The organism is Micromonospora sp. NPDC005291 (genome assembly GCF_040607415.1).
Classification (GTDB): domain Bacteria; phylum Actinomycetota; class Actinomycetes; order Mycobacteriales; family Micromonosporaceae; genus Micromonospora.
This window is the reverse complement of sequence record NZ_JBEXGR010000004.1, coordinates 344,915-369,878: the sequence shown is the minus strand read 5'-3', so window position 1 is coordinate 369,878 and position 24,964 is coordinate 344,915. Positions and strand designations below refer to the sequence as shown.

The following is a 24,964-nucleotide window of genomic DNA, read 5'->3' as shown; positions in this document are numbered from 1 at the left end:
GCGACCGCCCGGGGCAGGGGCCCCGCCGGCGGGGCCGCCGACCATGCCGGGGGCTGGCAGCGCGCCCACTGTGCCGCCAGGCGGCACACCGACATCCGGGCACCCGCCCGCGATGCCCGTGGCGGGTGTGCCGACCGCCGGGCCGTCGCCGAGCTGGCCGACACCGATCGCGGGCGGGCCCGCCCCTGCCGGCGCGTCGCCCTGGTGGTCGGACGCGCTCGCCGATCCATGGCGGGATCCGGCGGCGCCGACCGCGGTGGTGGTGCCCGGGGTGGTGGCGGCCGGCACCGAGCCAGAGCCGGTCACCGATCCGGACGCGCCAGGCCGGCCGGCGCTGCGCCAACTGCTGCTCATCTCCGTGATCACCGCGCTGTTGGCCGGCACCCTCGGCGGCGCGCTGGGCTACGCGTTCGCGGTACGCGGCGGGGCTGCTGGGACGGTGCTCGGCGGTGCGCCGGCGGAGGTCCCCGCACTGGCCCAGCGCAGGCCCGAGTCACTGGCCGGGGTCGCCGAACGTGTCCTACCCAGCGTGGTCACCGTGCGGGTGAGCAGCCTCGGCGGGACCAGTGAGGGCTCCGGCTTCGTCGCCACCGCCGACGGCCATGTGATCACCAACGACCACGTGGTGGCCGGTGGCACCGGCAAGGCATCGGTGGTCTTCAACGACGGCAGTACCGCACCGGCGACCATCGTCGGTCAGGACCCGGAGTCGGACATCGCGGTGATCAAGGTGAGTCGCCCCGGGCTGCGACCGGTGGAGTTCGGCGACTCCGACGCGCTGGCGGTCGGCGATCCGGTGCTCGCCATCGGCTCGCCGCTGTCGCTGGCCAACACGGTCACCGCCGGCATCGTGAGTGCCCTGGACCGGACGATGCAGGCCGGCGAGCCGGGCGGCCCGGTGCGCTACTACGCGGCCATCCAGACCGACGCCGCGGTCAACCACGGCAACTCGGGCGGTCCGTTGGTCGACGGCGCCGGGCGGGTGGTCGGGGTGAACTCCACCATCAAGTCACTGGTGGCCGAGGGGCAGGAGGCGGGCAACATCGGGCTTGCCTTCGCCATCCCGATCAACCAGGCCAAGCGGGTGACCCAGGACATCATCGGCACCGGCAAGGCGCGGCGTACGGTGATCGGCGCCCGGGCCGAGGGCCCGAGCGGGGTTGTCGGGGGTGGCCTGCGGCTCGCGGAGGTGGAGCCGTCCGGGCCGGCGGACGGCGCCGGGTTGAAGGTCGGCGACGTGATCCTCAAAGTCAACGGTCGACCGATGACCGAGCCGACGGACCTGACCGCGTTGGTCCGCAAGTTCGCGCCCGGCTCGGTGGTGACCGTCGAGTTTCGGCGGGGCTCCTCCCGCCAGAACACCTCGGTAACTCTCGCGGCGGACGCCAAGTGAACAGCGGCTCACCCCTTGCCCGAACGCCGTCCGGCGTGCGTAGTCTTGCTGCTGACGCCGAGAGGAGGCCAGCGGGATGTTCGAGAACCTGAACTGGTGGGAGATCGGGGCGCTGCTGCTCCTGGCGCTGCTGATCTTCGGTGACCGCCTGCCCGCAGTCATCTCCGACGGCCTGCGGTTGGTGCGCAACCTGCGCAACATGGCGCGCAACGCCACCGGCGACCTGAGTCGCGAGCTGGGCACCGACATCCAGCTGGAGGATCTGCACCCGAAGGCGTTCATTCGCAAGCACCTCCTCAGCGAGGAGGACGAGGCGGCGATCCGCAAGCCGTTGCAGGGCGTCTACGACAACCTGCGTGCGGACGTCAGCGGCGTGCACAACGACCTGAAGGACGTGGCCAGCGCCGCGGACGTGCGGTCGAACGGGACCCGGTCCGGCACGGCCACCGGCACCCCCTCGGCGCCGGCCCCCCGCGTCAGCTACGACGACGCCACCTGACCGACCCGCCACCTGACCGACCCGTCATGTGATCAGCCCGCCGGCCGATCGGCCAGCGGGCTGATGGTGTTCCAGACGGTCAGCGCCCGGCGGGCTTGAGGCCGAGCGGCTTGCCGAGCAGCGACTCACGGCGCAGAGCGAGCCGGTCGGCGATCGTGCCGAGCGCCTTCGCGGCCGGGGACTCCGGCGCGGCCAGCACGATCGGGTTGCCGGCGTCGCCGGCCTCGCGGACCCGGGTGTCCAGCGGGATCTGCCCGAGCAGCGGCACCTGAGCGCCGATGGTCCGGCTCAGCGACTCGGCGACGGCGGCGCCGCCCCCGGCACCGAAGATCTCCATCCGGGAGCCGTCCGGCAGCTCCAGCCAGGACATGTTCTCGATGACGCCGACCACCCGCTGGTGGGTCTGCAGGGCGATCGAGCCGGCGCGCTCCGCCACCTCGGCGGCGGCGGTCTGCGGGGTGGTGACGATCAGGATCTCCGAGTTGGGCAGCAGTTGGGCCAGTGAGATGGCCACGTCACCGGTGCCCGGGGGCAGGTCGAGCAGGAGCACGTCCAGGTCGCCCCAGTAGACGTCGGCCAGGAACTGCTGCAATGCCCGGTGCAGCATCGGGCCACGCCACACCACGGCGGCGTTGCCGGAGGTGAACATGCCGATCGAGATCACCTTCACGCCGTGCGACTGCGGCGGCATGATCATGTCTTCGACGCGGGTGGGCCGGGCCTCCGTGCCGAGCATCCGGGGCACCGAGTGGCCGTAGATGTCCGCGTCGACCACGCCCACGGAGAGCCCACGGGCGGCGAGCGCCGCAGCCAGGTTGACCGTCACGCTGGACTTGCCGACGCCACCCTTGCCACTGGCCACCGCGTACACCCGGGTACGCGAGCCGGGCTGGGCGAACGGGATGACGGGCTCCTCGGTGGCACCACCGCCGCGCAGCTGCGACTGCAACGACTGCCGCTGCTCAGGGCTCATCACACCGAAGTCGATCTCCACGCCGGTAACCCCGGGTACGGCGGCGACCGCAGCGGTGATGTCCGTACGCAGCTTGTCCTTGAGCGGGCAACCGGCGACGGTGAGCAGCAGCTCGACCCGTACGACACCGCTGGCACCCATCGTGGCGGAGCGGACCATGCCCAGGTCGGTGATGGGCCGGCGGATCTCCGGGTCGTTGACGGTGGCCAGGGCGGCCTGGATCGCGTCCTCGACGGTGCTCACGGGTGCTGACATGCCCGCAATGCTACGTCGCGGGGCATCCGCTGCCGCTGCTGCCCGGGGCGGTGTGAGCCAATCGATGGCCCGCCTCGACCCGCCGGTCAGCCGTCCGACAGGCGCGGACCGGTGCCGTCCGGTCGGGCGTCCCGGGCGAAGTCGCCGTCCAGGTCGTCGCGTGGTTCGTCCAGGCCAACACCGTCGGTCGGCCGCTGGCCGCGCTTCTCCTGCCGGCTGTCCTTCTCCTGCTGGCGGCGCTCCAACCGCTGCCGGCGCTGCCCCGCCTCGTCCAGCTCCTCGGCCAGCCGGGCCAGCTCGGAGCGGAGGAAGTCGCGGGTGGCCACCTCGCCCAACGCGATTCGCAGTGCCGCGATCTCCCGGGCCAGGTACTCGGTGTCCGCCTTCTGCGCGGTGGCGCGCCGCCGGTCCTCCTCCAGGGCCACCCGGTCCCGGTCGGCCTGTCTGTTCTGTGCCAGCAGGATCAGCGGCGCCGCGTAGCTGGCCTGCAACGACAGCACCAGGGTCAGGAACGTGAAGGTGTACGGGTCGAAGCGCAGGACCGCCGGGGCCAACGTGTTCCAGACGAACCAGATCGCGATCACCACGGTCATGACGACGAGGAAGTTCGCGGTGCCCATGCCCCGGGCGATGCCCTCCGACCACCGGCCGAACGCCTCCGCGTCGAACCGGGGCAGCTTGATACCCCGGGGCTCGCGTGGCTGGTCGAGCCGCTCCGCCCGCCGCTGGTCAGCCATCTGCGCCATCCAGCATCGCGTCGGTGGTGCCCGGGGCGGCCAGGGCGTCGCGGTCCCGCCAGTCCCGGGGCAGCAGGTGGTCCAGCACGTCGTCCACCGTCACAGCGCCGACCAGCCGGTTGTTCCGGTCGATCACCGGCATGGCGACCAGGTCGTAGGTGGCCATGCGGCGGGTGATCTCCGGCAGCGGGGTGGTCGGGCGCAGCGGCTCGATGTCGTTGACCACCACCTTGCCCAGCAGGTCGGCCGGCGGTTCGCGCAGCAGCGCCTGGAAGTGCACCATGCCCAGGTAGCGGCCGGTCGGGGTGTTCTGCGGTGCCCGGGTCACGAAGACCTGCGCGGCGACGGCGGGGGAGAGCTGTGGCTCCCGGATCCGGGCCAGCGCCTCGGCGACGGTGGCGTCCGGCGGCAGGATGACCGGCTCCGAGGTCATCACACTGCCCGCCGTGCCGGGCGTGTACTTGAGGAGCTGACGCACCGGATCGGCCTCGTCCGGCTCCATCAGGTCCAGCAGCACGTCCTGCTCCGGCGGGGGCAGTTCGTTGAGCAGGTCCGCGGCGTCGTCCGGGTCCATCTCCTCCAGTACGTCGGCGGCCCGCTCCCGATCGAGGGCGGCGAGGATCTCCACCTGGTCGTGCTCCGGCAGCTCGCTGAGCACGTCGGCCAGCCGCTCGTCGTCCAGTGCGGCCGCGACCTCGTTGCGCCGCGCGTCGGGCAGATCCTGCAGCGCGTTGGCCAGGTCGGCGGGGCGCATGTCCTCCAGGACGGCGAGCAGGTTCGCCGTACCCCGGTTGTCGGCGATGCCGCTGAGCCCGCGCACCCGGTCCCACTCGACCTGGTGCAGGTGGCCGCGGCGGGTCAGCCGCCCGGTCTGCTCGCGTACGGCGACACGGGTCAGCGACCACTCACCACCCCGGGTGCACTCCATCGCGACGTCCACGACCGCGCCGGGCTGACCGCCCGGGTCGAGTTGCACCCGCCGGTCCAGCAGTTCCTGGAGCACCAGCAGCTCGTTCGGGCGCTTCTCGAACCGGCGCAGGTTGAGGGTGCCGGAGCCGAGCACGACGGCGTCCACGTCGATGGAGGTGATCCGGTTGATGGACAGGAAGATCCGACGACGCATCGGCATCTCCGCGACCAGGCCCACCACCTCCGGCGGACGCTTGGTCGCCCGTAGCCGTCCCACGGCGTCACGAACTCGGCCCACCTGATCGCCGTTCGGGTCAAAGACGGCGACTCCGGCGAGGCGGGCGATGTAGACCCGGGTCGGCGTGCTCACGGGCACCAGCCTAAGCGCCTAGTGTTTATCAACATGTCGACCTTGGCCTACGAGATCGTGGACGTCTTCACCGACCGGCCCTTCGCCGGCAACCCGCTGGCCGTGGTGTTCGGCGCGGAGGCGCTGGCCACCGAGCAGATGCAAGCGCTCGCGCTGGAGTTCAACCTGTCCGAGACGGTGTTCGTGCTGCCACCGACCCAGGTCGGCGCTACCTACCGCGTCAGGATCTTCACCCCGGTCGAGGAGTTGCCGTTCGCCGGGCACCCGAGTGTCGGCGCGGCGGTCACCGCGAGCCGGCGCGGCATGTTCGGTGTGGGGCAGGTCACCCAGGAGTGCCAGGCCGGGGTGCTGCCGGTCGCGGTGACCGCGACCGGGGCGACGCTGACCGGTGGCGCCCCTACCCTCGGGCCGGAGTTGGACCCGGAGCCGTTGCTGGAGATCGCCGGGCTGGTCGCGGACGACCACATCGGGCCCGCCCCACGAGTCGCCGGCTGCGGGCTGGAGTTTCCGTACCTGCCGGTGCGGCCGGAGGCGGTGGCCCGGGCGCGGGTGAACCCGGCGGCGGCCGAGCGGTACGGGGTGGCGCATGTCAGCGTCTTCTCCTGGGACCCCGCCAGCCAAACCGCACACGCCCGGGTGTTCGTTCCGGGGCTCGGCGTACCGGAGGACCCGGCGACCGGCTCGGCGGCGCTCGGTCTCGGTGTCTGGTTGGTGGCCAGCGGCCTGCTGCCCGGCGAAGGGCTGTCCCGCTACGCGGTGCGCCAGGGTGTGGAGATGAACCGTCCCTCCGCGCTGGCGTGCACGGTCACCGCGGCGAACGGCGCGACGGTCGGCGCGACGGTCGCCGGCCAGGTGATGCCGGTGGCGCGGGGCGAGATCGCCGTGCCGCCGTTCGTAGGCTGAGCGGAGGCGCCGATGCGGGAGGATGCGGGTGTGACGGACGAGGATGCCCCCGGGAGCACGCCGCTGGTCGACGAGGCGATGAAGAAGGCCGCCGTGGCCTGGGTCAGCGTGCCCGGTGGCCCGGCGCTCGCGCTCTGGTGCGCCCCGCTCGAGGGCACGCTCCTGGTGGTCAGCGGGCCGGGCGAGCAGGCCGCGCCGGGTCTGGCCGACGCGACCGAGGCCCAGGTCACCCTGCGCGGCGACCACGGTGGTCGGATCGTCACCTGGTCGGCCCGGGTGACCCGGGTGCAACCGGGCACCGAGGCGTGGGACACCATCGCGCCACTGGTGGCGGCGAAGCGCCTCAACGCGTCCGGCCCGACCGCCGATCTGGTGGCCCGGTGGGCAGCCGACGGGTGTGCGGTGAACCGGCTCGCCCCGGCCGGTACGCCGCTGGCCGGCGCCGACCTGCCGGCCGACGCGCAGGCCGAGCCGCCCCGGCCCACTCCGGCGGTCCGGGTCACCCGCAAGCCGTTCCGCCTGCACCGGGTCCGTCGGCGCTGATCGAGTCGCCCGCGCGTCAACCCGCCCGACCGCCGGCGCCCACCACCTCGGCGTCGGTGTCGACGAGGGCGAGCACCTCGCGCAGTGTGCCGAGCGTGGGGCCGCGCCAGTCCAGGTCGGCGTTGAACACCATGTGCGTGGCCAGGTCCGGTGCGGCGAGCCGGACGGCGGTCATCCCGGCCCGCTCGGCACCGGTCAGCTCCTGGCTGCCGCCGTCACCGACGTACAGGCAGTCACCGGGCGCGAGCCCGAGCCGTTGGCTGGCGGTCAGGTAGAGCGCCGGATCCGGCTTGCACCGTCCGACCTGCACCGAGAAGACCCGCACGTCGAGCAGTGGGGCGACCGCGAGCTGTGGCAGGAAGGCCGGCAGCTCATGCGTACAGTCGCTGATCACGCCGGTTCGCAGTCCGCGCTGGCGCAGCGCCGCCAGCACCGGCACGGCGTCGGGGCGCAGCCAGGTGTCCGCGCGGACCGCCCGGTGCCGGGACGCCACCGCCGCCCTCACCGCATGGTCGCTGGGGTGTACGCCGGCCTGGGCGCACACCCAGCGAAGGGTCGCCTCCGCGTTGCCGAGTCGACCGGTGGCCCGCTCGTAGTAGGTGCGGTCCAGCACCTCGGTCAACGTGTCGGTGTGGCACCCGAGCAGCTCGGCGGTGCCGACGTGCGCGACGCCGCGCTGCACCGAACGGGTCAGGGTGCCGAAGAAGTCGAACAGCACCGCCTGGTAGCTGGGCATGGGGAGCGCCTCCGGGCGGTCGAGGGTCGCCGGCGCGGACCCGCGTGATCGTAACGGAGTGCTGACGTTCCGTGCTGTCCGTGATACGTGTGAGGATTACTTCCCGTGTCCCCGCCTTCACCCCGCCCGTCCCTGGATCCACTGACCACCGGCGCGGTCGGTCTGGCCGTGGTCGCGGTGTCGTCGTCCGCGCCGCTGATCGCGTACGCCGCCGCCCCCGCGCTGGCCATCGCGTTCTGGCGCAACCTGCTCGCGGTGGCCGTGCTGAGCCCCTTCTCGCTGGCCCGGCGCCGCGCCGAGTTCCGCAGGCTGACCGTTGGTGTGGGCCGGCGGGAGGGCCTGTTCTGCGTCTTCTCCGGGGTCGCGCTGGCCGCGCACTTCGCCACCTGGATGCCGAGCGCCCAGCTCACCTCCGTCGCGGCGGCCACCGCCCTGGTCGCCACCCAACCGGTCTGGCAGGGGCTGATCGCCCGCGCACAGGGGCGTCGGCTGCCCCTGGTCGTGTGGATCGGCATCGCGGTGGCGGTCGGCGGTGCGGTGATCGCGACCGGGGCCGACGTGGGTGTCTCCGGCAGGGCCGTCCTCGGCGACGTGCTGGCGCTGACCGGTGGCATGTTCGCCGCGATCTACACCGCCTTCGGCGAGCGGGCCCGGGCCAGCATCAGCACCACCACGTACACCACCATCTGCTACGGGATCTGCGCGCTGATCCTGCTGGTCATCTGCCTGGTCGGCGGCGTACGGCTGACCGGGTTCGACGGGCGTACCTGGCTGGCCATCCTGGCCCTGGTGGCCGGAGCCCAACTGCTCGGGCACTCGATGTTCAACTACGCCCTGAAGAAGATTCCGGCGACCACGGTGAGCGTGCTGATCCTGCTGGAGGCGCCGGGCGCGGCCCTGCTCGGTTGGGCCTGGCTGGGTCAGATTCCGCGCCCGTACGCGCTGCTCGGGATGGCGTTGCTGCTGGTCGGAGTGGCGGTGGTGGTGCTCGGTGGCCGCCGGGTCGCACCCACCGCGCTGCCGACCGACCCGACCCCGTTGGACGACTGATCGCACGACGGCGGGGGGACGACGTGAGGAATATGGACGCCGGTTCCCTCCGCGGCGGGTCCGCCCGGCGTCTGTCCGGGTGAGGAGGGCGATCCGTTGACAACTGAGGACCGCACCCGGGACGGCTTCGCCGACTTCGTCCGGGCCGAGATTGCCGGGCTGACCCGGTTCGCATTACTGCTGACCGGCGATCGGCACCACGCCGAGGACCTGGTCCAGGTGTCGCTGGCTCGGGTCGCGGTGCGCTGGGAGCGGGTCGAGGACCCACACGCCTACCTGCGTCGGGTGCTCTGCACCCAGGCGGCGAGTTGGTGGCGCTGGCGGCGGGCCCGTCCGCCGGAGCGGCTGGGCGGGGCATTGCCGGAACGGCCCTTCCCGGGTGACGACACCGACCTGCGGCTGGTGCTGTGGGCGGCGTTGGCTCGGCTGACCGTGCGACAGCGTGCGGTACTCGTGTTGCGCTACTACGAGGACCACACCGAGGCCGAGACGGCCGCACTGCTCGGCTGCCGGGTCGGCACCGTGAAGAGCCAGACCCGACACGCTCTCGGCCGACTGCGCGTCCTTGCCCCTGAGCTGGCCGAACTTGTCGGCCGTAGTACGCAGGAGGTGACCCGGTGACCGGCCAGCTCTCCGAGGCGCTGCGCCGCCTCGCCGACGACGTGCCACCCGCGCGCGTACCGGACGGGCTCTTCGACGCGGCGCGCACCCGGCACCGCCGTCGCCGGGCCGTCGCCGCAGGCGCGCTCGCCGTCCTGGTCCTGCTTCTCGGCACCGGGTACGCGCTGTACCCCGTGGCGCTGCCGATGCCCGCCAGCCCGCGTCACGACGCCCCTGGCCTGCCCACCCGACTCGTCGACCCGCCGCTGCGTACCGCCTCGGTACGGGACTCGGCACCCGGCTCGGCGGCGATGCTCTTCGGCGGCCCGGCCGTGCGCACCGACTGGTTCGAGACCCGGATGGGCCTGGTGGCCGCCGACGCCGATCGGTACCGGGTGCTGGACGCCGGTCCGTTCGTCCCGGGTTTCGACGCGCTGCTCTCCCCGGACGGCAGGTACGCCTGGGTCGGCGCGTCACTGCTCGACCTGAAATCCGGCAGGTTCACCCCGGATCGGACGGATGGTTACCCGCTCGCCTTCGCGCCGGACGGTGGGCGGCTCGTCTACGCTGACGACGAAGCCGCGTTCACTCCGCCGAACACCTACACCACCCCGTACGTCGGGGTTTACGACCGGGAACGCGGTACGGACGTGCTGCGTGTACGGGTCGACACGGCCTGGATTCCGCCGGGACGCACGGCGGCGCTCTCACTGGACGGCGGTGAGCTGGCTCTCCAGGTCCGTGACGAGGTCTGGTTCGCCCGGGTCGCCGACGCGGGGGCCGGCGGCGTCGCCGAGCCGTACCGGAAGCTGCCGTTGGCCGGCGGGCGGCTTGCCGGGGCCGGTTCCTGGCTGCCGGACGGGCGGTCGGTGGCCGTCCTGGACCGGTCCACCTGCACCGGCTGCCCGGTGCCGTCCTACCCGCGCACCTGGACCCTCGCGCTGCGGTCCACCATCGACAGCGCACCGCTGGCCGGCGCGGCGTTCCCGTCGTTGCCCTCCCGTACGTTCGTCCAGCTCCTCGGCTGGCGCTCGGCCGACGAGGCGGTCGCGCTGGTCGGCGTGCCAGGCCCGACGGCGGTCGACCGGCCGGAGGACCACGACATCGCCTGGGGGCCCTATCACGAGCCCGGCACGGAGGCGGTGGAGCTCGTGGTGCTGCGCCGGGGCGCAGCCGCGCCGGAGGTGCTCTTCCGCACTCCCGAGGGCATCACCGACCTGTCGGTCGCCGCCGACCTCGCTATCGACGGCGCGGTACGCCAGTCGGACCGCCCCGACTACGGGCCGCTGCCGTTCTGGCTGCTCGCCGTGGGGTTCGTCCTGGCGGTCCTGGTCGCACTGCCCGTGCTGGCGCTGCTGCGGCGGTGGCGCGGGTGGCGTCCGCGTCGGCGCGGACGGACCGCACGGCCGCCGGTCTAGCCCTCGTGGACCTCGATGACCCGGGTGGTCGGTGCGGATTCGCCGAGCGCGGCGCGCAGTGCCGCCCGGTCCGGGTCGACGAGGAACGACTCGTACCCGGCCCGGGCATCGAACCGGATCACGTGCACCTCGGTCTGCCCGTCGGTGCCGCGCAGCCGTCGTTCCAACTGACCGCCGTGCCGGCCGAGCAGGGCCAGCACCTCGTCCTCGTAGCGTTGCCCGGCGGCCTCGGCCCCGACGGAAAACTCGACCAGCGCGACAAGAGTCAGCATGATGACCCCCTCATTCGGTGATGCCGACGGCGTTCGCACTCGCCGCCCAGAGCCGGGCGGCGAGCTGCGGATCGGCGGCCTTTCGATATGGCCGACGGAGCCGACGGTCGGCGTAGTAGCCCCCGTCGACCAGCCGGGAGCGGTCCTGGTTGGCCAGCCACACCAGTGTCTCGGCGCCCTTCTCGGGGCTGCGGAACGGCAGGATCCGCATACCGAAGGCGACCAGCCTGCTGTCGTTGGCGAACCGGGTGCGCACCAGCCCGGGGTGGAAGCTGTACGCGGGGATGCCCGGCCAGCGGCGGGCCGCCTCGGCGGTGAACAGGATGTTCGCCTGCTTGCTGGTGCCGTACGCGCCCATCGGCTGGTAGCCGCGCAGCGGCGCGTTGAGGTGGTCCGGGTCGAGCGCGCCGAAGCGGTGCGCACCGGAGGCGGTCACCACGATCCGGCCCACCCGGTCGGCGAGCAGGTTGGTCAGCAGGAACGGGGCCAGGTGGTTGGCCTGGATCGACATCTCGAAACCGTCGACGGTGGTGAGTGGTTGCAGCGCGATGGCGCCGGCGTTGTTGGCGAGCACGTCGATCCGGTCGTACGCGTCGCGCAGCCGCTCGGCGAGCCCGCGTACGTCGTCGAGCACCGCGAAGTCGGCCCGGAACAACTCCGGACGCTCACCCGAGTTCTCGCGTACCCGTTCCGCCGCCGCCTGGAGGCGGGCCGGGTCCCGCCCGACCAGCACCACCTGGTCACCCCGGCAGGCCAGGTGCACGGCGGCGGCCAACCCGATGCCGGAACTGGCCCCGGTCACGACCACCAGCCGACGCCCAGTGAGATCTTCCACAGGTCCATTCACCCCGGTCATGGCGCGAGGTTACCGTGGCGTCACAACGCCCTTTGGGATCGTTAAGTTCTCGGATCTGTCATCAGTGGCGTCGGCATGCCCGCCGGACGCTGGAAGGAGCGCATCCATGGCCGCAGTCGGTCGCCCCCGCAGGTCCTGCCTCGCCGTGCCGGGTTCCAGCGTCAAGATGCTCGGCAAGGCGCAGGGACTTCCGGCCGACCAGGTCTTCCTCGACCTGGAGGACGCCGTCGCCCCGCTGGCCAAGCCCGACGCGCGCAAGAACATCGTGGCCGCGCTCAACGAGGGCGACTGGGCCGGCAAGACCCGCGTGGTGCGGGTCAACGACCTGACCACCCCGTGGACCTACCGGGATGTCATCGAGGTCGTCGAGGGTGCCGGCGCGAACCTGGACTGCATCATGCTGCCAAAGGTGCAGAATGCCGAGCAGGTGCACTGGCTGGACCTGTTGCTCACGCAGATCGAGAAGACGCTCGGCCTGGAGGTCGGCCGGATCGGCATCGAGGCGCAGATCGAGAACGCCGCCGGCCTGGTCAACGTGGACGCCATCGCGGGCGCCTCGCCGCGCGTGGAGACCATCATCTTCGGCCCGGCCGACTTCATGGCGTCGATCAACATGAAGTCGCTGGTGGTCGGCGCGCTGATCCCGGACTACCCGGGAGACCCGTACCACTACATCCTCATGCGGATCCTGATGGCCGCCCGGATGCACGACAAGCAGGCCATCGACGGCCCGTTCCTGCAGATCCGGGACGTGGACGGCTTCCGCGAGGTCGCCAAGCGCTCGGCCGCGCTGGGCTTCGACGGCAAGTGGGTGCTGCACCCGGGCCAGATCGATGCCGCCAACGAGGTCTACCAGCCGGCGCAGGCCGACTACGACCACGCCGAGCTGATCCTCGACGCGTACGAGCACTACACCTCGGAGGCGGGCGGCAAGCTCGGCGCGGTGATGCTCGGTGACGAGATGATCGATGAGGCGTCCCGCAAGATGGCACTGGTGGTCGCGGCCAAGGGCCGGGCCGCCGGGATGAGCCGCACCTCGTCGTTCACCGCACCGGAGTGACCGGCCGAGTCGCCCCCGGGTCGCACCCGGGGGCGGCTCGCCGAACTCAGTAGGTGCCGCTCTCGTAGCTGGACGAGTCCTGGTTCGCCACCCAGACAATGAAGATCACGATGGCGATGGTGGCCAGCACGGCCAGTGCGGTGGCGACCCAGCCGACGATGATGCCGGCGGTGGCGAAGCCCTCGCCGCCCTCGCCGCGCTCCCTGATCTGCTTGCGGGAAACGTGGCCGAGGATCGCGCCGATCGCGCCGATGTAGCCACCGAGGCCGTAGCCGCAGAGGCCGAGGGCGCCGATGATCGAGACGACCATCGCGGCGATGGCCAGGCCGTTCTGCTTCGGTGCGGGCGGGTAGCCGTAACCCGGGTAGCCGACCGGTGGCGGGTAACCGGGTGTGGCCGCGTACGGGCCGGGCTGGACCGGTATCTGCGGCGCGCCGCCCGCGTACGGGTCGTTCGGTGCGTACGGGTACGCGGCGGTCGGCTGGGCGGGTACCGGTTGGCTGCTCACCGGGAGGGTGGGGTCGTCGAATTGCTGTCCCGACGACGCCGGGTCGTGCCAGCCGCCGGAGGGCGGGGGATTATTGGTCATGCGAACTCTCCGTCAGGTCGGGTGCGCCGTCAGGGTAGCCACCGCAGCCCAAACCCGACGCCCCCGCTACCGGGTGCCGCATTGCTCGGGCCGGTCGTAACGGGCAGGATCCTGGCATGGCATTCGACGCGCGCGCCGCGGACCGCTCCGGCAGCCGACCCAGACGGGACGTCAGCCGCCCGGGCGTGGCCCGACGTGCCCGTGCGGCCACGCCGGCCGGCAGCCCTGGTCCTGACGAGCCGGTCGCGCTCGCCGACCCGGTGACCATGCGGCTCGACGGGCGGGTCGCCCTGGTGACCGGGGCGGGCAGCCCGGACGGCATCGGGTACGCCACCGCCCGGCGGCTCGCCGATCTGGGCGCGCGGGTGGCCATCGTCTCCACCACCCGGCGCATCCACGAGCGGGCCGGCGAGCTGGGGGTGACCGGCTTCGTCGCGGACCTGACCGACGAGTCCGAGGTCGGTGCCCTGGCTGACGCGGTCGCCGAGCAGTTGGGCGACGTCGAGGTGCTGGTCAACAACGCCGGCCTGGCCAGTCGGGCCAGCCAGGGGGTGCTGCGACCAGTGGCGCAGCTGACCTACGACGAGTGGCGCGGCGAGATCGACCGCAACCTGTCCACCGCCTTTCTGTGCAGTCGGGCGTTCATCGGTGGGATGGCAGAGCGGGGCTGGGGTCGGATCGTCAACCTGGCGGCCACGGCCGGCCCGGTCAACGCCCTGCCCACCGAGGCCGCGTACGCCGCGGCGAAGGCCGGGGTGGTCGGGCTGACCCGGGCGCTGGCCATGGAGATGATCGCCGACGGGGTGACCGTCAACGCGGTGGCGCCCGGCACCATCTACACCGCGGCGTCCACGATGGCCGAGATCAAGCAGGGGCTGGGCACTCCCGTGGGTCGACCGGGCACTCCGGACGAGGTCGCCGCGGCGATCAGTTTCCTGTGTTCTCCGGCCGCCTCGTACATCACGGGTCAGATGCTGGTGGTGGACGGCGGCAACAGCGTCCGCGAGGCTCGGTTCCGCTGACCGCGCTGGTCCAGATCGGCCCGTCGGGTCAGTAGCCCCCGCTGTTGCCGGAGTTGCCGAGGGCGACCAGGGCCAGCCACCCACAGCAGGCCAGCACGGTGAGCCCGGTGAAGACGTAACCGAGGATCAGCCCCCAGGTGGCGAGCTGGTCGCCCTCTTCGCCGCTGGTACGGATCTGCCGCTTGGCCACGTGGCCGAGGACGGCACCGGCCGGCGGAAACACGAAGGCGAACACCAGCGACAGGATCGCCAGCACGTTGGTGGCCCGACCTGGGCCGGACGGCGGTGGGCCGTACTGGCCGTAGGGGCCCTGCGGGGGGTACGGCGGCTGTTGGCTCCAGTGCGCCGACTGGTGCGGCCCCTGCTGCCCGTACGGCGATGGTTCGTCCGCCGGTGGCCCGTACGGCGACTGGTCCCGGGGTGGCTCGTAGGGTGACGGCGGCGGCTCGTCCCCGGGCGGTCCCGACGGCGGCGGGTAGCTCACAGCTGTCCTCCTCCTGCCGGTGCCGGAAAAGTCCCTCTTGCCGGACGCTACCCGCAGCGGTGAACCTTTTCACAGCGGTTGTGTGGACTGGTCACCTTGGCCTTGCCGGCTCCGGAGGCCGATACTGACCCAGCGTTCAGTTACTCATGAGTAGTGCGCTGATCCCCGGAGGCTGAGATGGCCAGACTCGCCCAGACGCCCGGCCTGACCGATGTGCAGCTGTCGATCCTTGAGACGGTCCGGGAGTTCGCCGACAAGGAGATCATCCCGCACGCCCAGCGGCTGGAGCACGCCGACGAGTACCCCACCGACATCCTCGACGGCATGCGCGAGATGGGGCTGTTCGGCCTCACCATCGACGAGGAGTACGGCGGGCTCGGCGAGTCGCTGCTCACCTACGCGCTGGTGGTCGAGCAGCTGTCCCGGGGCTGGATGTCGATCTCCGGGATCGTCAACACCCACTTCATCGTGGCGTACCTGATCTCCCAGCACGGCTCGGCCGAGCAGAAGGCCAGACTGCTGCCGAAGATGGCCACCGGCGAGGTGCGCGGCGCGTTCTCCATGTCCGAGCCGGAGACCGGCTCGGACGTCTCGGCGATCAAGTCTCGGGCCGTCCGCGACGGCGACAGCTACGTGCTCAACGGGCAGAAGATGTGGCTGACCAACGGGGCGTACTCCTCGGTGGTGGCCACCCTGGTCAAGACCGACACCGGCGCCGAGTCGGTGTACGGCAACATGAGCACCTTCCTGTTGGAGAAGGAGCCGGGCTTCGGCGAGACCGCACCCGGCCTCACCATCCCGGGCAAGATCGAAAAGATGGGCTACAAGGGCGTCGAGACCACCGAGATGGTGCTCGACGGGGTGACCGTGCCCGACTCGGCCATCCTCGGTGGCGCCGACAAGGTGGGTCGCGGTTTCTACCAGATGATGGACGGCATCGAGGTGGGCCGCGTCAACGTGGCCGCCCGCGCGTGCGGCATCTCGATCCGCGCCTTCGAGTTGGCGGTCAGCTACGCCCAGCAGCGCAAGACCTTCGGGCAGCCGCTCGCCAAGCACCAGGCGATCGCCTTCAAGCTCGCCGAGATGGGCACGAAGATCGAGGCCGCGCACGCCCTCATGGTCAACGCCGCCCGGCTCAAGGACGCCGGTCAGCGCAACGACGTCGAGGCCGGGATGGCCAAGCTGCTCGCCTCCGAATACTGCGCCGAGGTCGTCCAGGAGGCGTTCCGCATCCACGGCGGCTACGGCTACTCCAAGGAGTACGAGATCGAGCGGCTGATGCGGGAGGCCCCGTTCCTGCTCATCGGCGAGGGCACCTCGGAGATCCAGAAGACCATCATCTCCCGCGGCCTGCTCAAGGAGTACAAGCTCTGATCCGCGCGTCAGCCGGCTCCCTGGCCAGGTCCTGCGGTTGGAACCGGTACTCCTCGAACGCCGCGATCAGCCGGTCCTCCGGCACCGCCGTGTCCCTGCCGAAGACGACCGGGGCGGGCTGCAGCGACCGCCAGACCGCGGGCCGCAGCCGTACGCCGTTCAGCCGAACGTCGCGCCGGTGCGGCTGACCCGGTCGATGTTCGTCCAGTCCAGGACCTGGCGGCCGTGCCGGATCGCGCGGGGAGTCAACGCCAGCTGACACGTGAACCGCGCCTGCGCGTAGGCCGTCCGACCGAGCCATGCCGCGACTCCGACGACGAGCACCGGCCGGACGATGTCGACCCAGAGGCCCTGCTCAGGGGTCGCACCGATCACGGTCAGCATGACCCACTCCGCCGCCAGATCGACCCAGCCGGCGAGCGACCGGCGTGCCACCAGGTCGGGTTCGACCTGTCCATGCCGGTGACCCGCTCCCGCCAGTGCAGTCGGCCGTCCCGCGGCGGCCACCACCGTCCGGCCAGCAGACGGACGCCGATGGACACCCAAACCGCCAAGCTCACTGCGGAGGAGTCCACCTGGGGCACCCGGAGCAACCCGCCGGCCATCACCCCCGCTACCAGCGCCGCGACCGTCAGTGCCAGGAACCGGCGAGGCAGAGCCCGTCGTCCAGCGAAAGCCCACAACAGCCGCGAAAAGAACACAACGCAGCGTGCGACCGCCACGCAGCCATACCGCCACCCCGCCCCCGCCCCCGCCCCTGCCCCTGCTCCGTCGATCATGGAGTTGTGGTGGGGGACAGATGCGGTAAAAAACCGCGAATCTGGCACCACAACTCCATGATCGACGTGGGGTGGGGTGGGGCGGGGTGGGGTGGGGTGGGGTGGGGTTAGGGGAGGCGGGTCAGGTTGGCGGCTGCTCGTTCGACTATTAGGCAGCGGTCTTCCACGTAGTCCATTCCGGCCTCTTCGGCGATCCGCCGCGCTTCGGCCGAGACGATGCCCAGTTGCAGCCAGACCGCCGGGGCGCCGATCGCCACCGCGTCGCGGACGACCTGCACGGCGTCGGCGGCCGGCCGGAACACGTCCACCAGGTCGACGGGGTGCGGGATGTCGGCGAGCGTCTTGTACGCCCGTTCCCCGAAGAGTTCGTCGACGGTCGGGTTGACCGGGATGATCCGCCAGCCGTGCTGCTGCATCTGCAACGGCACGCGGTGCGCGGCCTTCAACGGGTCGCGGGAAGCGCCCACGACGGCGATCACGGTGGAGTCGGCGAGGATCTGCTGAGCGGTACGCACCCGCCGACTGTAGCGCCGCCCCGAGGCTAGAGCAGGGTCAGCTGCTCGCCGGCGGGCGATGGAGGAGGCTCGGGCACGCGGCGGTTGTCGCCCAGCTCACCACGGTGCAGCCCGTGCCGGCGGGCGGCGATCCGCACCCGCGCCGTCAACTCCCGCTGGTACGCCTGCGGGGCGTAGGAGCCCGCCCGGTAGAGCTCGCGGTAGCGGGGCACGAGGTGCGGGTATTCCCGGGCCAGCCAGTGCGCGTACCACTCCCGAGCGCCGGGACGCAGGTGCAGGGCCAGCGGGGTCACGCTGGTCGCCCCGGCGGCGGCGATCGCCGAAACGGTGGCGTCGATCGACTCATCGCTGTCGCTCAGCCCCGGCAGGATCGGGGCCATCAGCACCCCGAGGGAGAAGCCGGCGTCGGCGAGCGCCCGGACCGCGTCCAGTCGGCGACGCGGGTGCGGTGTGCCCGGCTCGACGGCACGCCAGAGCTGCTCGTCGACGAAACCCACGGAGTAGGAGATGCCGACCGTGGTCACCTCGGCGGCCTCGCGCAGCAGCGGTAGGTCTCGCAGGATCAGCGTGCCCTTGGTGAGGATCGAGAACGGGTTCGCGAAGTCTCGCAGAGCCGCGATGATCTGCGGCATCAGCCGATAACGCCCCTCGGCCCGCTGGTAGCAGTCCACGTTGGTGCCCATCGCGACGTGCGCGCCCCGCCATTTCGGCGCGGCCAACTCCCGCCGGACCAGCTCACCGGCGTTGACCTTGACGATCACCTTCCGGTCGAAGTCCGCACCGGCATCGAGGTCGAGATAGGTGTGGGTATTTCTCGCGAAACAGTTGTGGCTGACCACTCCGTTGGCGATGAAGTCCCCGGTGCCAGTGGTGATGTCCCACAGAGGCAGCTCCAGCCCGAGTGCCTTGATGCCGGCAACCCTGAGGGCGCCCTGATGCTTCAGTGCGGCACCCTCGATCGACCGCTTCCGAGTGATGGCCGGGTCGGTCATGTGAAAGAACCGGAGCCGGGCGGCCAGGCCGCCGGTCAGCCTGATCTCTCGCACGCGGTTGGGTCGGCCGCGATCTTCTCGAACGCAGGAGAACCCGAACCGGTGTAGTGCCTCCGTCGTCTGGTCGAGGATGGCGTCGTTGCTGTTGCTGATGCGCAGGACACCTCTGCTGCAACTGCCCTCGGCGTCGAAGATGCCTGCCAGGAAGCCGAGTCGCCACTCGTCGCTGGGGCTGACCGGCCATTGGATCAGGCCGGTGATCGTCTCGATGTCACGCTGCTTGGAGGTGCGGATGGCGGACAGAGCTTGGCGGGTGGCGCTGGCCGATGTGAACAAGAAGCGCTTTGTCTCGATGCCCTCCTGGGCAAGGTAGCGCTCACTTCGACTCAACGCCTCATCGTCGACCAGCGCCAGACGGAACCGATGCACGATCCCGTAGGAGTACGAGAAGGTGCCGAGATGCGCGTCCCCGCGGACCATCCCGCAGAGGTATCCCCGTCGATAGTCGGGTGACTCCTTCGGCTCGGCTGCGAAACGGCCTGTGCCGATCAGGCGGTTGTTGGTGGTCAGGTAGGGGCGCTGGCCGACGCCCTGCATGGCTCCGGTGACGTACTTCCAGCCACGGTCCGAAAGGAAGCGGTGGTCGCCGCTGGCGATCAGCGTCGTGCCGTCCTCCAGGGTGACCCGGTAGGCCGGCTTCACCGTGGACCACTTGTCGAGGACGGTGGTGACGACGTACCGGAGGTAGGCGCCACGTCGCTCCGTCCCGTAGATGCGGTCTCCCGGCTCCAGTTCGCTGATCGGCTTGGTGCGCCCGTCCGCCATGAGGATCGGCGTGTCTCCGGCTAGGCAGTAAACACATGCATGAGAGCAGCCTCGGTACGGGTTGACCGTCCACTCGAAGGGGACGCGGGACTGCCCGGGCACCCGGTTGATGATGGATTTGGCCCGAACCTCGTAGAAGGTCATCCCGGCGAACTCGGGGGTGTCGAAGGTGCGGGCGATGGCGCCGGGCAGCGCCAGCGGCAGGGGTGGCGTCGCTGGCGCTGCCCGCTCGGGGTCTCCCTCAACCGGGGGAGCGGTGAGGTTGTCCCAGCGCATGGGCACTATTCGAACACGTGTACGAGTCGAGCGCAAGTGACCCGCCGTACACCGGTGGTCGTTTCGGTGGTCGGGGAGTGGAGGATGGACACCATGGAGACGTCGACCTTCGTCTACGACGGCGACTGCGCGTTCTGCACGCGCTGCGCGGAGTTCATCGAACGCCGTATTCCCACCGGCGCGCGGGTGGTGCCCTGGCAGTTCGCCGACCTGGACGCGCTCGGCCTCACGGCTGACGAGTGCGAGGAGGCCGTGCAGTGGGTCGGCGCGGACGGCTCACGCGCCGCCGGGCCGGACGCCATCGCGAGGCTGCTCGCCGCGAGCGGCCCGTTCTGGCGGGTCGCCGGGGCCGGCCTGCGGTTTCCGCCGGCACGTGCGGCGGCCTGGCCGGCGTACCGCTGGGTGGCCCGCAACCGGCACCGGCTTCCCGGTGGCACGCCGGCCTGCTCGCTACCGCAGGAGGCCCGGGAGCGGCTCTACGGGCCGACCGGCCGGCCGAGCACCGGGGCCTGATCGCCGAGCGGCGCCCGTTCCGCACTCGCTCCCACCGGAGCCTGACCAAGCGGCACCGGGTCCGTGCCGGCGCCCGCCGGGTCCGGATCTGCCGCGTCCGTCGCCGGCCCGGAGGTGTCGCGACCGGCCAGCCGGCGGGCCCAGACCAGCGGGCGGACGCGCTCCAGCGGCAGGAAGCTGGTCATCGCGGCCAGGTGCGGCGCGAACGAGATCGTGATCGTCGCGATGGTGACCGCGTGGAACGAGTAGAAGAAACCGACCATGGCGAGTCGCCAGCGGGGCGGTAGCAGGAAGACCACCGGGCTCAGCAGTTCGAAGGCCACGATGCCGAACTGGGCGACGATCAGCAGGTACGGCACCTGGGCGATGAGGTCCGCCAGATCGGTGCCTCGTCGGATGATCGCGCGGGCCAGGACCGAGCCGGTCACCCAGTCCAGGCCGCCGAAGCGCAGCTTGGCCCAGGCGGCGAGGAAGTACGTGCAGATCACTGCGATCTGGGTGACTCGAAGCGCCCAGCCACCGGCCTCGGTGCGGGTGGTGTCGCCGTGGCGGGCCCGACCGGCGGTGGGCAGCACGGCCAGCGCGATGAGCAGCCCGAACCGGTCGTGGTCGACCTTCCCGTAGCTCATCGCGATGATCATCCACTCGAGGTACAGCGCGAAGACCGCCCAGCCGAGCAGTCGAGGCGCGCGTCCGGTCGCGGCGAGGAGAGCGAGCACCAGCAGCGACCAGAAGATCACCGCCACCAGCGCCGACGTCGGCGTCGGCAGCTGGAGCACACGTCCGATCAACAGCGGCTGGTACAGCTCGCCGGGCACGCTGACCCGGGTGCGTACCCAGGGGGTGAAGATCACCAGGTCGGCGGCGACGAAGAGGTAGATCAGGGTGCGGAACGCGGCCACCCGGCCCCGGGGCACGGCCTCGGTCAGCCAGCGGCTCATCGGGGGGCCTGCCAGCGGACCACGGTCTCATCGGTGTGTTGGCCGGTCGGTCGGCCGGCGCGGATGCCGTGCCAGCGGATGACGATGCGGATCTCGACCAGCGCGGCGGCGTCCGGGTGGCGTTCGGCGTACGCGTCGGCGACCTCGGTGAGCAGCGTCGGGTCGGCGGCGTAGCGGGCCTGCTGACCCTCGATCTCGGCGCGGCGGATGCCGGTGGCGGCCTGGTCGAGGTCGATCACCGCACCGGAGCTGTTCACGCCCTCGACGCGGGTGTCGGGGGCGGGTGCGTTCGGCGGATTGGAGGTGGAGTACATCCGGAACGGGCCGAACGGGAAGTCGTCGTCGCTGCCCCAGAAGGTGCCGACCAGCAGCAGGACGAGACCGAGTGCGGTCGCGCCCAACCGGGTCACGCGCCCGCGGGTGGTCAGATTCTCCATCGGGTCGTGACGATACGGGATGTACCGGCCGCCTCGGGTCCCACCGTTGGTCAGTCCCGCCTGACCGGGCAGGTGATCATGCGTGCGCTTCCGGGGGTACGACGAAGGCCGGGCCCGTACCGGGCCCGGCCTCGCGTTCCGTCGTGGAGACGGCTCAGTGGTTGTGCTCGGCGAGCTGCTTGCGGACGTCGTCCATGTCCAGCGCCTCGACCTGCTCGATCAGGTTCTCCAACGCGGATTCGGGAAGGGCGCCCGGCTGGGAGAAGACGATGACGCCGTCACGGATCGCCATGATCGTCGGGATCGACCGGATGTCGAACTTCGCGCCCAGCTCCTGCTGAGCCTCAGTGTCGACCTTGCCGAAGACGATGTTCTGGTGCTTCTCCGAGGAGCGCTCGTAGACCGGGGCGAACCGCTTGCACGGACCACACCAGTCGGCCCAGAAGTCGACCAGGACGATGCCGTCGTCGCCGGTCACCTCGTCGAAGTTCACCGAGGTCAGCTCAACGGTTGCCATTGCACTCTCCGATCACCGCGGTTTATCTACGTCCCGTAGAACCAGGGCTGACCGTATCGAATTCCCGGACGGTGGGGCACGAAACGTGCTCGGGGCTGCCGGGGTGTGCCAGGGGTCATCGACCCACGTCTGTTTTCGTCGATGTGCGGAACGCAAGTGCATGACGCACTTGCGTGACCTGCGGTGATGGGAGCGTTTCCAAGGAGATCCACCGGATTGAGCGCTACGAATCGGTAACTTGCGCCTTGACGAGGAGGTATCCGGCCTGCAGAGATCGCTGATCAACCTCCGCTTCGTTACTCAGAGTAGTGTTACAAAAAGATAAATGTGACGCCGATCTCTGTTGAACCTACGGTGCCGTAGGGCAGACTTCCTGACATCAGAGCGTGGGCGGCGGGTGCCGGGGAGGGCCCCGCCGCTCATTGCGTCTCCCCCCGTTTGAGTGACCGGTGTGACATTTCCGCCGCCGTCGCGCCCCGCCGGTCGCCTTAACCACCGGTAAGGCATGCTGTGCCGAACTCCATCGCCGCCCGTCGAAGGGGACCAGCATGCAGTTCGGCCGCTACTACGAGGAGTTCGAGGTCGGCGCGGTCTACCGGCACTGGCCGGGCAAGACCGTCACCGAGTACGACGACCACCTCTTCTGCCTGCTCACCATGAACCACCACCCGCTGCACATGGACGCGCACTACGCCGAGACGTCCAGCCAGTTCAAGCGCAACGTCGTGGTCGGCAACTACATCTACTCCCTGCTGCTGGGCATGTCGGTGCCTGATGTGAGTGGGAAGGCGATCGCCAATCTGGAGGTCGAGTCGCTGCGGCACGTCGCGCCGACCTTCCACGGCGACACCATCTACGGCGAGACCACCGTGCTGGACAAGCGCGAGTCCGGCTCCAAGCCCGACCGGGGCGTGGTGTCGGTGGAGACCCGCGGCTACAACCAGGACGGCACCATGGTCTGCGTCTTCCGGCGCAAGGTCATGGTCCCCAAGCGGGAGTACGCGGCAAGCGCCGTCCCCGACGGAGTGGATCCGGAGCGGCCCAGCTTCCCCGAGCCGCGCTGAGCATCGCGGCGGGTCGACCGTCGTCGGGCTCTGGGCTCCTTCCCGCAGCGGGTTCTGCTGGGGAAGGGGCCCTGTTCCCATTTCGGGGCATATGCTGGCGCCGGAGGTTCCGATGAGCCACTCCGTCGCCGGAGAGCCGCCCTCTGCCGGTCGCCGAGCCGCACCCTTGACCACCGCTGTCTACTCCGCTGCCGAGTGGGACCTGCTCACCAGCCTGCCCGGTCGGGTCCTCGTGGCCGCTGCCGCTCCCGGCCCCGGCCGCGCGGAACGGGGGGTCATGGCGGGCCTGGCCGGCCTGGATGCGGTGGCGGCGGGGCGAGCCTTCGACAGCGATCTGGTCCGTGCGGTGGTCGCCGCGATCTACGCCCGTCACGACGGCACCCCGCAGCCCGCCGAGCGACTCACCGATCTGGTGGACCTGCTGGCCGCCTGCCGGGCGGCGAGCCGGGTCCTGGGGCGGCGCGCCGACCCCGCCGACTCGGCCGCGTACCGCCAGTGGGTGCAGTCGGTCGCGGCCCGGGTCTGCCGCGCGGTGCCCAGCCCCGGCGAACGCCGGGTGGACCACTTGGCCAGCCCGGCGGACCGGCGCTTCCTGGACCGACTCGGTGCCGCGCTCGGGCTGGGCTGATCGGCGGGCCGGCGCGGCGAGCCTCGGCGCGGTCCGTACCCTCTGATGACCGTGACCGACGACCAGCTTGAGGTGGGCGTGGGCCCCTGGCCGGGGGACCCGCCGGATGACCCGCGTTACGACCCGCAGTTGCTGGCAGAGGGGGACCGGCGCAACGTCGTCGATCGCTACCGCTACTGGCGGCACGAGGCGATCGTCGCCGACCTGGACCGGCATCGGCACGGCTTCCACGTCGCGATCGAGAACTGGCAGCACGACTTCAACATCGGCACGGTGGTCCGCAACGCCAACGCGTTCAACGCCGCCGAGGTGCACATCGTCGGGCGGCGACGGTGGAACCGGCGCGGCGCGATGGTGACCGATCGCTACCAGCACGTGCGGCACCACGAGACGATCGAGGAGTTCGTCGCCTGGGCGGCCGAGCGGCGGCTGCCGGTGTTCGGCATCGACAACCTGCCCGGGTCGCGTCCGCTGGAGACCGGTGCCCTGCCGCGGGACTGCGTGCTGCTGTTCGGCCAGGAGGGGCCCGGACTCTCCGCGCCGGCCCGCGCCGCGTGCCACCAGCTCTACTCCATCGCCCAGTACGGCTCGACGAGGTCGATCAACGCGGGCGTGGCCAGCGGCATCGCGATGCACGCCTGGATCCGTGCCCACGCCGGCGCGCCGCCGGACTGACCCCCACCGGGGTGCCGAATCGGACGGTCCGGCTTGACGTGCCGGCGGTCCGGGGCGACGGTGGGGATGTGAGTGTCGCGGTGAGTTGTCCGAGATGCGGGGGCCCGGTACGGGCACCGGATCTGATGCACAGCGACTCGAGGTGTCTGCGCTGCGGCCCGGTGCCGCCGCTGCACGTGCCCGAGCACATCGGAGCGGAGATCATGGCGAGCGTGGTGGAGCGGATCACCGCGACCGCGGAGCCGCCGGGGATGCCGTTGTGGTGCCCGTGGCCGCTGCCGTCCGGCTGGACCCTCACCGGCGTGGCGTACGCCGGGGACGACCGGACGGGAGTGCGGGCGACCGCCGTGGCCTGCGCGGGCCCGGCGCCACTGGGTGGTGGTCCGGCCGACCTGGTGTTCGTGGCCGAGGAGCCGGGCGTCGGCCTGGGTACCCGGCTCGCCGGACTGGCTGGCCCGGACCCGGGACCGGAGCTGGTCGGCGCGCTGACCGACCCGGGGCCGGGCCACCCCGACCACGTCGGGCAGGCCAGGATCAGGGTCGGTGGGCACCCCACTCCACTGTGGTTGGTGAATTCTCCGACGGATCGAAGCGCGTACGCGGGCGAAGCTCGGGGAATGTGGCTCCATGCGATAGCCTGGCCGGCGAGTGCGGGACACCTGCTCGCGGAAGACGTCGTGCTACACGACCTGACCGAGTGGACTCCGCCCGAGCTCGTGTACGGCGCACCGTCCCCGCATCTACCCGGGAGGGGTTGAC

At 71.3% G+C, this 24,964-nt stretch carries 29 protein-coding genes; 15 read left to right on the top strand and 14 right to left on the bottom strand.

Annotation, left to right across the window (positions count from 1 at the left end; translation table 11 throughout):
• The first annotated feature begins 112 nt into the window (after nucleotides 1–112).
• Both ABZT18_RS08395 and ABZT18_RS08390 read left to right on the top strand, forming a co-directional pair.
• Nucleotides 113–1,393, top strand: coding sequence for a trypsin-like peptidase domain-containing protein (locus tag ABZT18_RS08395; RefSeq protein WP_354995570.1), 1,281 nt, complete (start codon nucleotides 113–115; stop codon nucleotides 1,391–1,393).
• A 76-nt stretch (nucleotides 1,394–1,469) separates the two neighbouring features.
• Nucleotides 1,470–1,892: a preprotein translocase subunit TatB gene (locus ABZT18_RS08390; RefSeq protein WP_354995569.1), complete on the top strand. Its 423-nt coding sequence runs from the start codon at nucleotides 1,470–1,472 to the stop codon at nucleotides 1,890–1,892.
• A 79-nt stretch (nucleotides 1,893–1,971) separates the two neighbouring features.
• Here the strand turns inward: ABZT18_RS08390 and ABZT18_RS08385 are convergent, their stop codons facing one another.
• The 3 genes from ABZT18_RS08385 to ABZT18_RS08375 all read right to left on the bottom strand — a co-directional run bounded on the left by ABZT18_RS08385 (nucleotide 1,972) and on the right by ABZT18_RS08375 (nucleotide 5,136).
• A complete protein-coding gene (locus tag ABZT18_RS08385; RefSeq protein WP_354995568.1) occupies nucleotides 1,972–3,120 on the bottom strand; it encodes an Mrp/NBP35 family ATP-binding protein in 1,149 nt (382 codons plus the stop codon).
• 86 nt (nucleotides 3,121–3,206) lie between these two features.
• Entirely contained in the window at nucleotides 3,207–3,857 is a 651-nt protein-coding gene (locus ABZT18_RS08380) for a DUF1003 domain-containing protein (RefSeq protein WP_354995567.1), read from the bottom strand.
• Nucleotides 3,850–5,136: a CBS domain-containing protein gene (locus ABZT18_RS08375; protein ID WP_354995566.1), complete on the bottom strand. Its 1,287-nt coding sequence runs from the start codon at nucleotides 5,134–5,136 to the stop codon at nucleotides 3,850–3,852. Before ABZT18_RS08375 ends, ABZT18_RS08380 begins: the two co-directional genes overlap by 8 nt.
• 33 nt (nucleotides 5,137–5,169) lie before the next feature.
• Here ABZT18_RS08375 and ABZT18_RS08370 point away from each other — a divergent pair, with 33 nt between their 5' ends.
• Complete coding sequence (locus ABZT18_RS08370) at nucleotides 5,170–6,039, top strand: PhzF family phenazine biosynthesis protein (protein ID WP_354995565.1); 870 nt, start codon at nucleotides 5,170–5,172, stop codon at nucleotides 6,037–6,039.
• A 12-nt stretch (nucleotides 6,040–6,051) separates the two neighbouring features.
• Nucleotides 6,052–6,582, top strand: a complete 531-nt coding sequence (locus ABZT18_RS08365) for a hypothetical protein (protein ID WP_354995564.1) — start codon at nucleotides 6,052–6,054, stop codon at nucleotides 6,580–6,582.
• A gap of 16 nt (nucleotides 6,583–6,598) precedes the next feature.
• Here ABZT18_RS08365 and ABZT18_RS08360 read toward each other — a convergent pair whose 3' ends face one another.
• Nucleotides 6,599–7,318, bottom strand: a complete 720-nt coding sequence (locus ABZT18_RS08360; RefSeq protein ID WP_354995563.1) for an HAD family hydrolase — start codon at nucleotides 7,316–7,318, stop codon at nucleotides 6,599–6,601.
• A gap of 105 nt (nucleotides 7,319–7,423) precedes the next feature.
• Here ABZT18_RS08360 and ABZT18_RS08355 point away from each other — a divergent pair, with 105 nt between their 5' ends.
• The 3 genes from ABZT18_RS08355 to ABZT18_RS08345 all read left to right on the top strand — a co-directional run bounded on the left by ABZT18_RS08355 (nucleotide 7,424) and on the right by ABZT18_RS08345 (nucleotide 10,386).
• Nucleotides 7,424–8,368, top strand: a complete 945-nt coding sequence (locus ABZT18_RS08355) for a DMT family transporter (RefSeq protein WP_354995562.1) — start codon at nucleotides 7,424–7,426, stop codon at nucleotides 8,366–8,368.
• A 96-nt stretch (nucleotides 8,369–8,464) separates the two neighbouring features.
• A complete protein-coding gene (locus tag ABZT18_RS08350; RefSeq protein WP_355250804.1) occupies nucleotides 8,465–8,989 on the top strand; it encodes a SigE family RNA polymerase sigma factor in 525 nt (174 codons plus the stop codon).
• The gene (locus tag ABZT18_RS08345) at nucleotides 8,986–10,386 is read left to right on the top strand and encodes a hypothetical protein (RefSeq protein WP_355250801.1); all 1,401 of its coding nucleotides are present in this window, start codon (nucleotides 8,986–8,988) and stop codon (nucleotides 10,384–10,386) included. The genes ABZT18_RS08350 and ABZT18_RS08345 overlap by 4 nt, the downstream gene beginning before the upstream one ends.
• On the opposite strand, the gene ABZT18_RS08340 is transcribed toward ABZT18_RS08345, so the two are convergent.
• Together ABZT18_RS08340 and ABZT18_RS08335 are read right to left on the bottom strand one after the other, a co-directional pair.
• Entirely contained in the window at nucleotides 10,383–10,658 is a 276-nt protein-coding gene (locus tag ABZT18_RS08340; RefSeq protein WP_354995559.1) for a hypothetical protein, read from the bottom strand. The genes ABZT18_RS08345 and ABZT18_RS08340 overlap by 4 nt on opposite strands.
• Before the next feature lie 10 nt (nucleotides 10,659–10,668).
• The gene (locus tag ABZT18_RS08335) at nucleotides 10,669–11,493 is read right to left on the bottom strand and encodes an SDR family NAD(P)-dependent oxidoreductase (protein WP_354995614.1); all 825 of its coding nucleotides are present in this window, start codon (nucleotides 11,491–11,493) and stop codon (nucleotides 10,669–10,671) included.
• A gap of 127 nt (nucleotides 11,494–11,620) precedes the next feature.
• On the opposite strand from ABZT18_RS08335, the gene ABZT18_RS08330 reads away from it, so the two are divergent.
• A complete protein-coding gene (locus ABZT18_RS08330) occupies nucleotides 11,621–12,574 on the top strand; it encodes a CoA ester lyase (protein WP_354995558.1) in 954 nt (317 codons plus the stop codon).
• A 46-nt stretch (nucleotides 12,575–12,620) separates the two neighbouring features.
• Here ABZT18_RS08330 and ABZT18_RS08325 read toward each other — a convergent pair whose 3' ends face one another.
• Nucleotides 12,621–13,163, bottom strand: coding sequence for a DUF4190 domain-containing protein (locus ABZT18_RS08325; protein WP_354995557.1), 543 nt, complete (start codon nucleotides 13,161–13,163; stop codon nucleotides 12,621–12,623).
• Nucleotides 13,164–13,348: 185 nt separating this feature from the next.
• Here ABZT18_RS08325 and ABZT18_RS08320 point away from each other — a divergent pair, with 185 nt between their 5' ends.
• Nucleotides 13,349–14,185, top strand: coding sequence for an SDR family NAD(P)-dependent oxidoreductase (locus ABZT18_RS08320; RefSeq protein ID WP_354995613.1), 837 nt, complete (start codon nucleotides 13,349–13,351; stop codon nucleotides 14,183–14,185).
• A 28-nt stretch (nucleotides 14,186–14,213) separates the two neighbouring features.
• On the opposite strand, the gene ABZT18_RS08315 is transcribed toward ABZT18_RS08320, so the two are convergent.
• Nucleotides 14,214–14,669 carry a DUF4190 domain-containing protein gene (locus ABZT18_RS08315; protein ID WP_354995556.1) on the bottom strand — a complete coding sequence of 152 codons (456 nt, stop codon included), beginning with the start codon at nucleotides 14,667–14,669 and terminating at the stop codon, nucleotides 14,214–14,216.
• Between the two features lie 177 nt (nucleotides 14,670–14,846).
• On the opposite strand from ABZT18_RS08315, the gene ABZT18_RS08310 reads away from it, so the two are divergent.
• Nucleotides 14,847–16,043 carry an acyl-CoA dehydrogenase family protein gene (locus tag ABZT18_RS08310; RefSeq protein ID WP_355250798.1) on the top strand — a complete coding sequence of 399 codons (1,197 nt, stop codon included), beginning with the start codon at nucleotides 14,847–14,849 and terminating at the stop codon, nucleotides 16,041–16,043.
• Between the two features lie 159 nt (nucleotides 16,044–16,202).
• On the opposite strand, the gene ABZT18_RS08305 is transcribed toward ABZT18_RS08310, so the two are convergent.
• From ABZT18_RS08305 to ABZT18_RS08295, 3 genes are all read right to left on the bottom strand, one after another.
• The gene (locus ABZT18_RS08305; RefSeq protein WP_354995554.1) at nucleotides 16,203–16,427 is read right to left on the bottom strand and encodes a hypothetical protein; all 225 of its coding nucleotides are present in this window, start codon (nucleotides 16,425–16,427) and stop codon (nucleotides 16,203–16,205) included.
• Between the two features lie 502 nt (nucleotides 16,428–16,929).
• Entirely contained in the window at nucleotides 16,930–17,337 is a 408-nt protein-coding gene (locus tag ABZT18_RS08300; RefSeq protein WP_354995553.1) for a CoA-binding protein, read from the bottom strand.
• Nucleotides 17,338–17,363: 26 nt separating this feature from the next.
• Nucleotides 17,364–19,430, bottom strand: coding sequence for an intein-containing Rv2578c family radical SAM protein (locus ABZT18_RS08295; protein WP_354995552.1), 2,067 nt, complete (start codon nucleotides 19,428–19,430; stop codon nucleotides 17,364–17,366).
• Nucleotides 19,431–19,523: 93 nt separating this feature from the next.
• Between ABZT18_RS08295 and ABZT18_RS08290 the strand changes: the two genes are divergently transcribed.
• On the top strand, nucleotides 19,524–19,943 hold the full coding sequence (locus tag ABZT18_RS08290; protein ID WP_354995612.1) for a DUF393 domain-containing protein: 420 nt from the start codon (nucleotides 19,524–19,526) through the stop codon (nucleotides 19,941–19,943).
• Here the strand turns inward: ABZT18_RS08290 and ABZT18_RS08285 are convergent.
• The 3 genes from ABZT18_RS08285 to trxA form a co-directional block, all read right to left on the bottom strand.
• Entirely contained in the window at nucleotides 19,907–20,884 is a 978-nt protein-coding gene (locus ABZT18_RS08285; protein ID WP_354995551.1) for an HTTM domain-containing protein, read from the bottom strand. The genes ABZT18_RS08290 and ABZT18_RS08285 overlap by 37 nt on opposite strands.
• A complete protein-coding gene (locus tag ABZT18_RS08280; RefSeq protein WP_354995550.1) occupies nucleotides 20,881–21,321 on the bottom strand; it encodes a hypothetical protein in 441 nt (146 codons plus the stop codon). Before ABZT18_RS08280 ends, ABZT18_RS08285 begins: the two co-directional genes overlap by 4 nt.
• 154 nt (nucleotides 21,322–21,475) lie before the next feature.
• The gene (trxA, locus tag ABZT18_RS08275; protein ID WP_354995549.1) at nucleotides 21,476–21,838 is read right to left on the bottom strand and encodes a thioredoxin; all 363 of its coding nucleotides are present in this window, start codon (nucleotides 21,836–21,838) and stop codon (nucleotides 21,476–21,478) included.
• Between the two features lie 548 nt (nucleotides 21,839–22,386).
• On the opposite strand from trxA, the gene ABZT18_RS08270 reads away from it, so the two are divergent.
• From ABZT18_RS08270 to ABZT18_RS08255, 4 genes are all read left to right on the top strand, one after another.
• Nucleotides 22,387–22,902: a MaoC family dehydratase gene (locus ABZT18_RS08270; RefSeq protein WP_354995548.1), complete on the top strand. Its 516-nt coding sequence runs from the start codon at nucleotides 22,387–22,389 to the stop codon at nucleotides 22,900–22,902.
• Nucleotides 22,903–22,993: 91 nt separating this feature from the next.
• On the top strand, nucleotides 22,994–23,530 hold the full coding sequence (locus ABZT18_RS08265) for a hypothetical protein (RefSeq protein ID WP_354995547.1): 537 nt from the start codon (nucleotides 22,994–22,996) through the stop codon (nucleotides 23,528–23,530).
• Nucleotides 23,531–23,581: 51 nt separating this feature from the next.
• The gene (locus ABZT18_RS08260) at nucleotides 23,582–24,205 is read left to right on the top strand and encodes an RNA methyltransferase (RefSeq protein WP_354995611.1); all 624 of its coding nucleotides are present in this window, start codon (nucleotides 23,582–23,584) and stop codon (nucleotides 24,203–24,205) included.
• A gap of 11 nt (nucleotides 24,206–24,216) precedes the next feature.
• Nucleotides 24,217–24,963: a DUF6758 family protein gene (locus tag ABZT18_RS08255; RefSeq protein WP_354995546.1), complete on the top strand. Its 747-nt coding sequence runs from the start codon at nucleotides 24,217–24,219 to the stop codon at nucleotides 24,961–24,963.
• The last annotated feature ends 1 nt before the right edge of the window (nucleotide 24,964 follow it).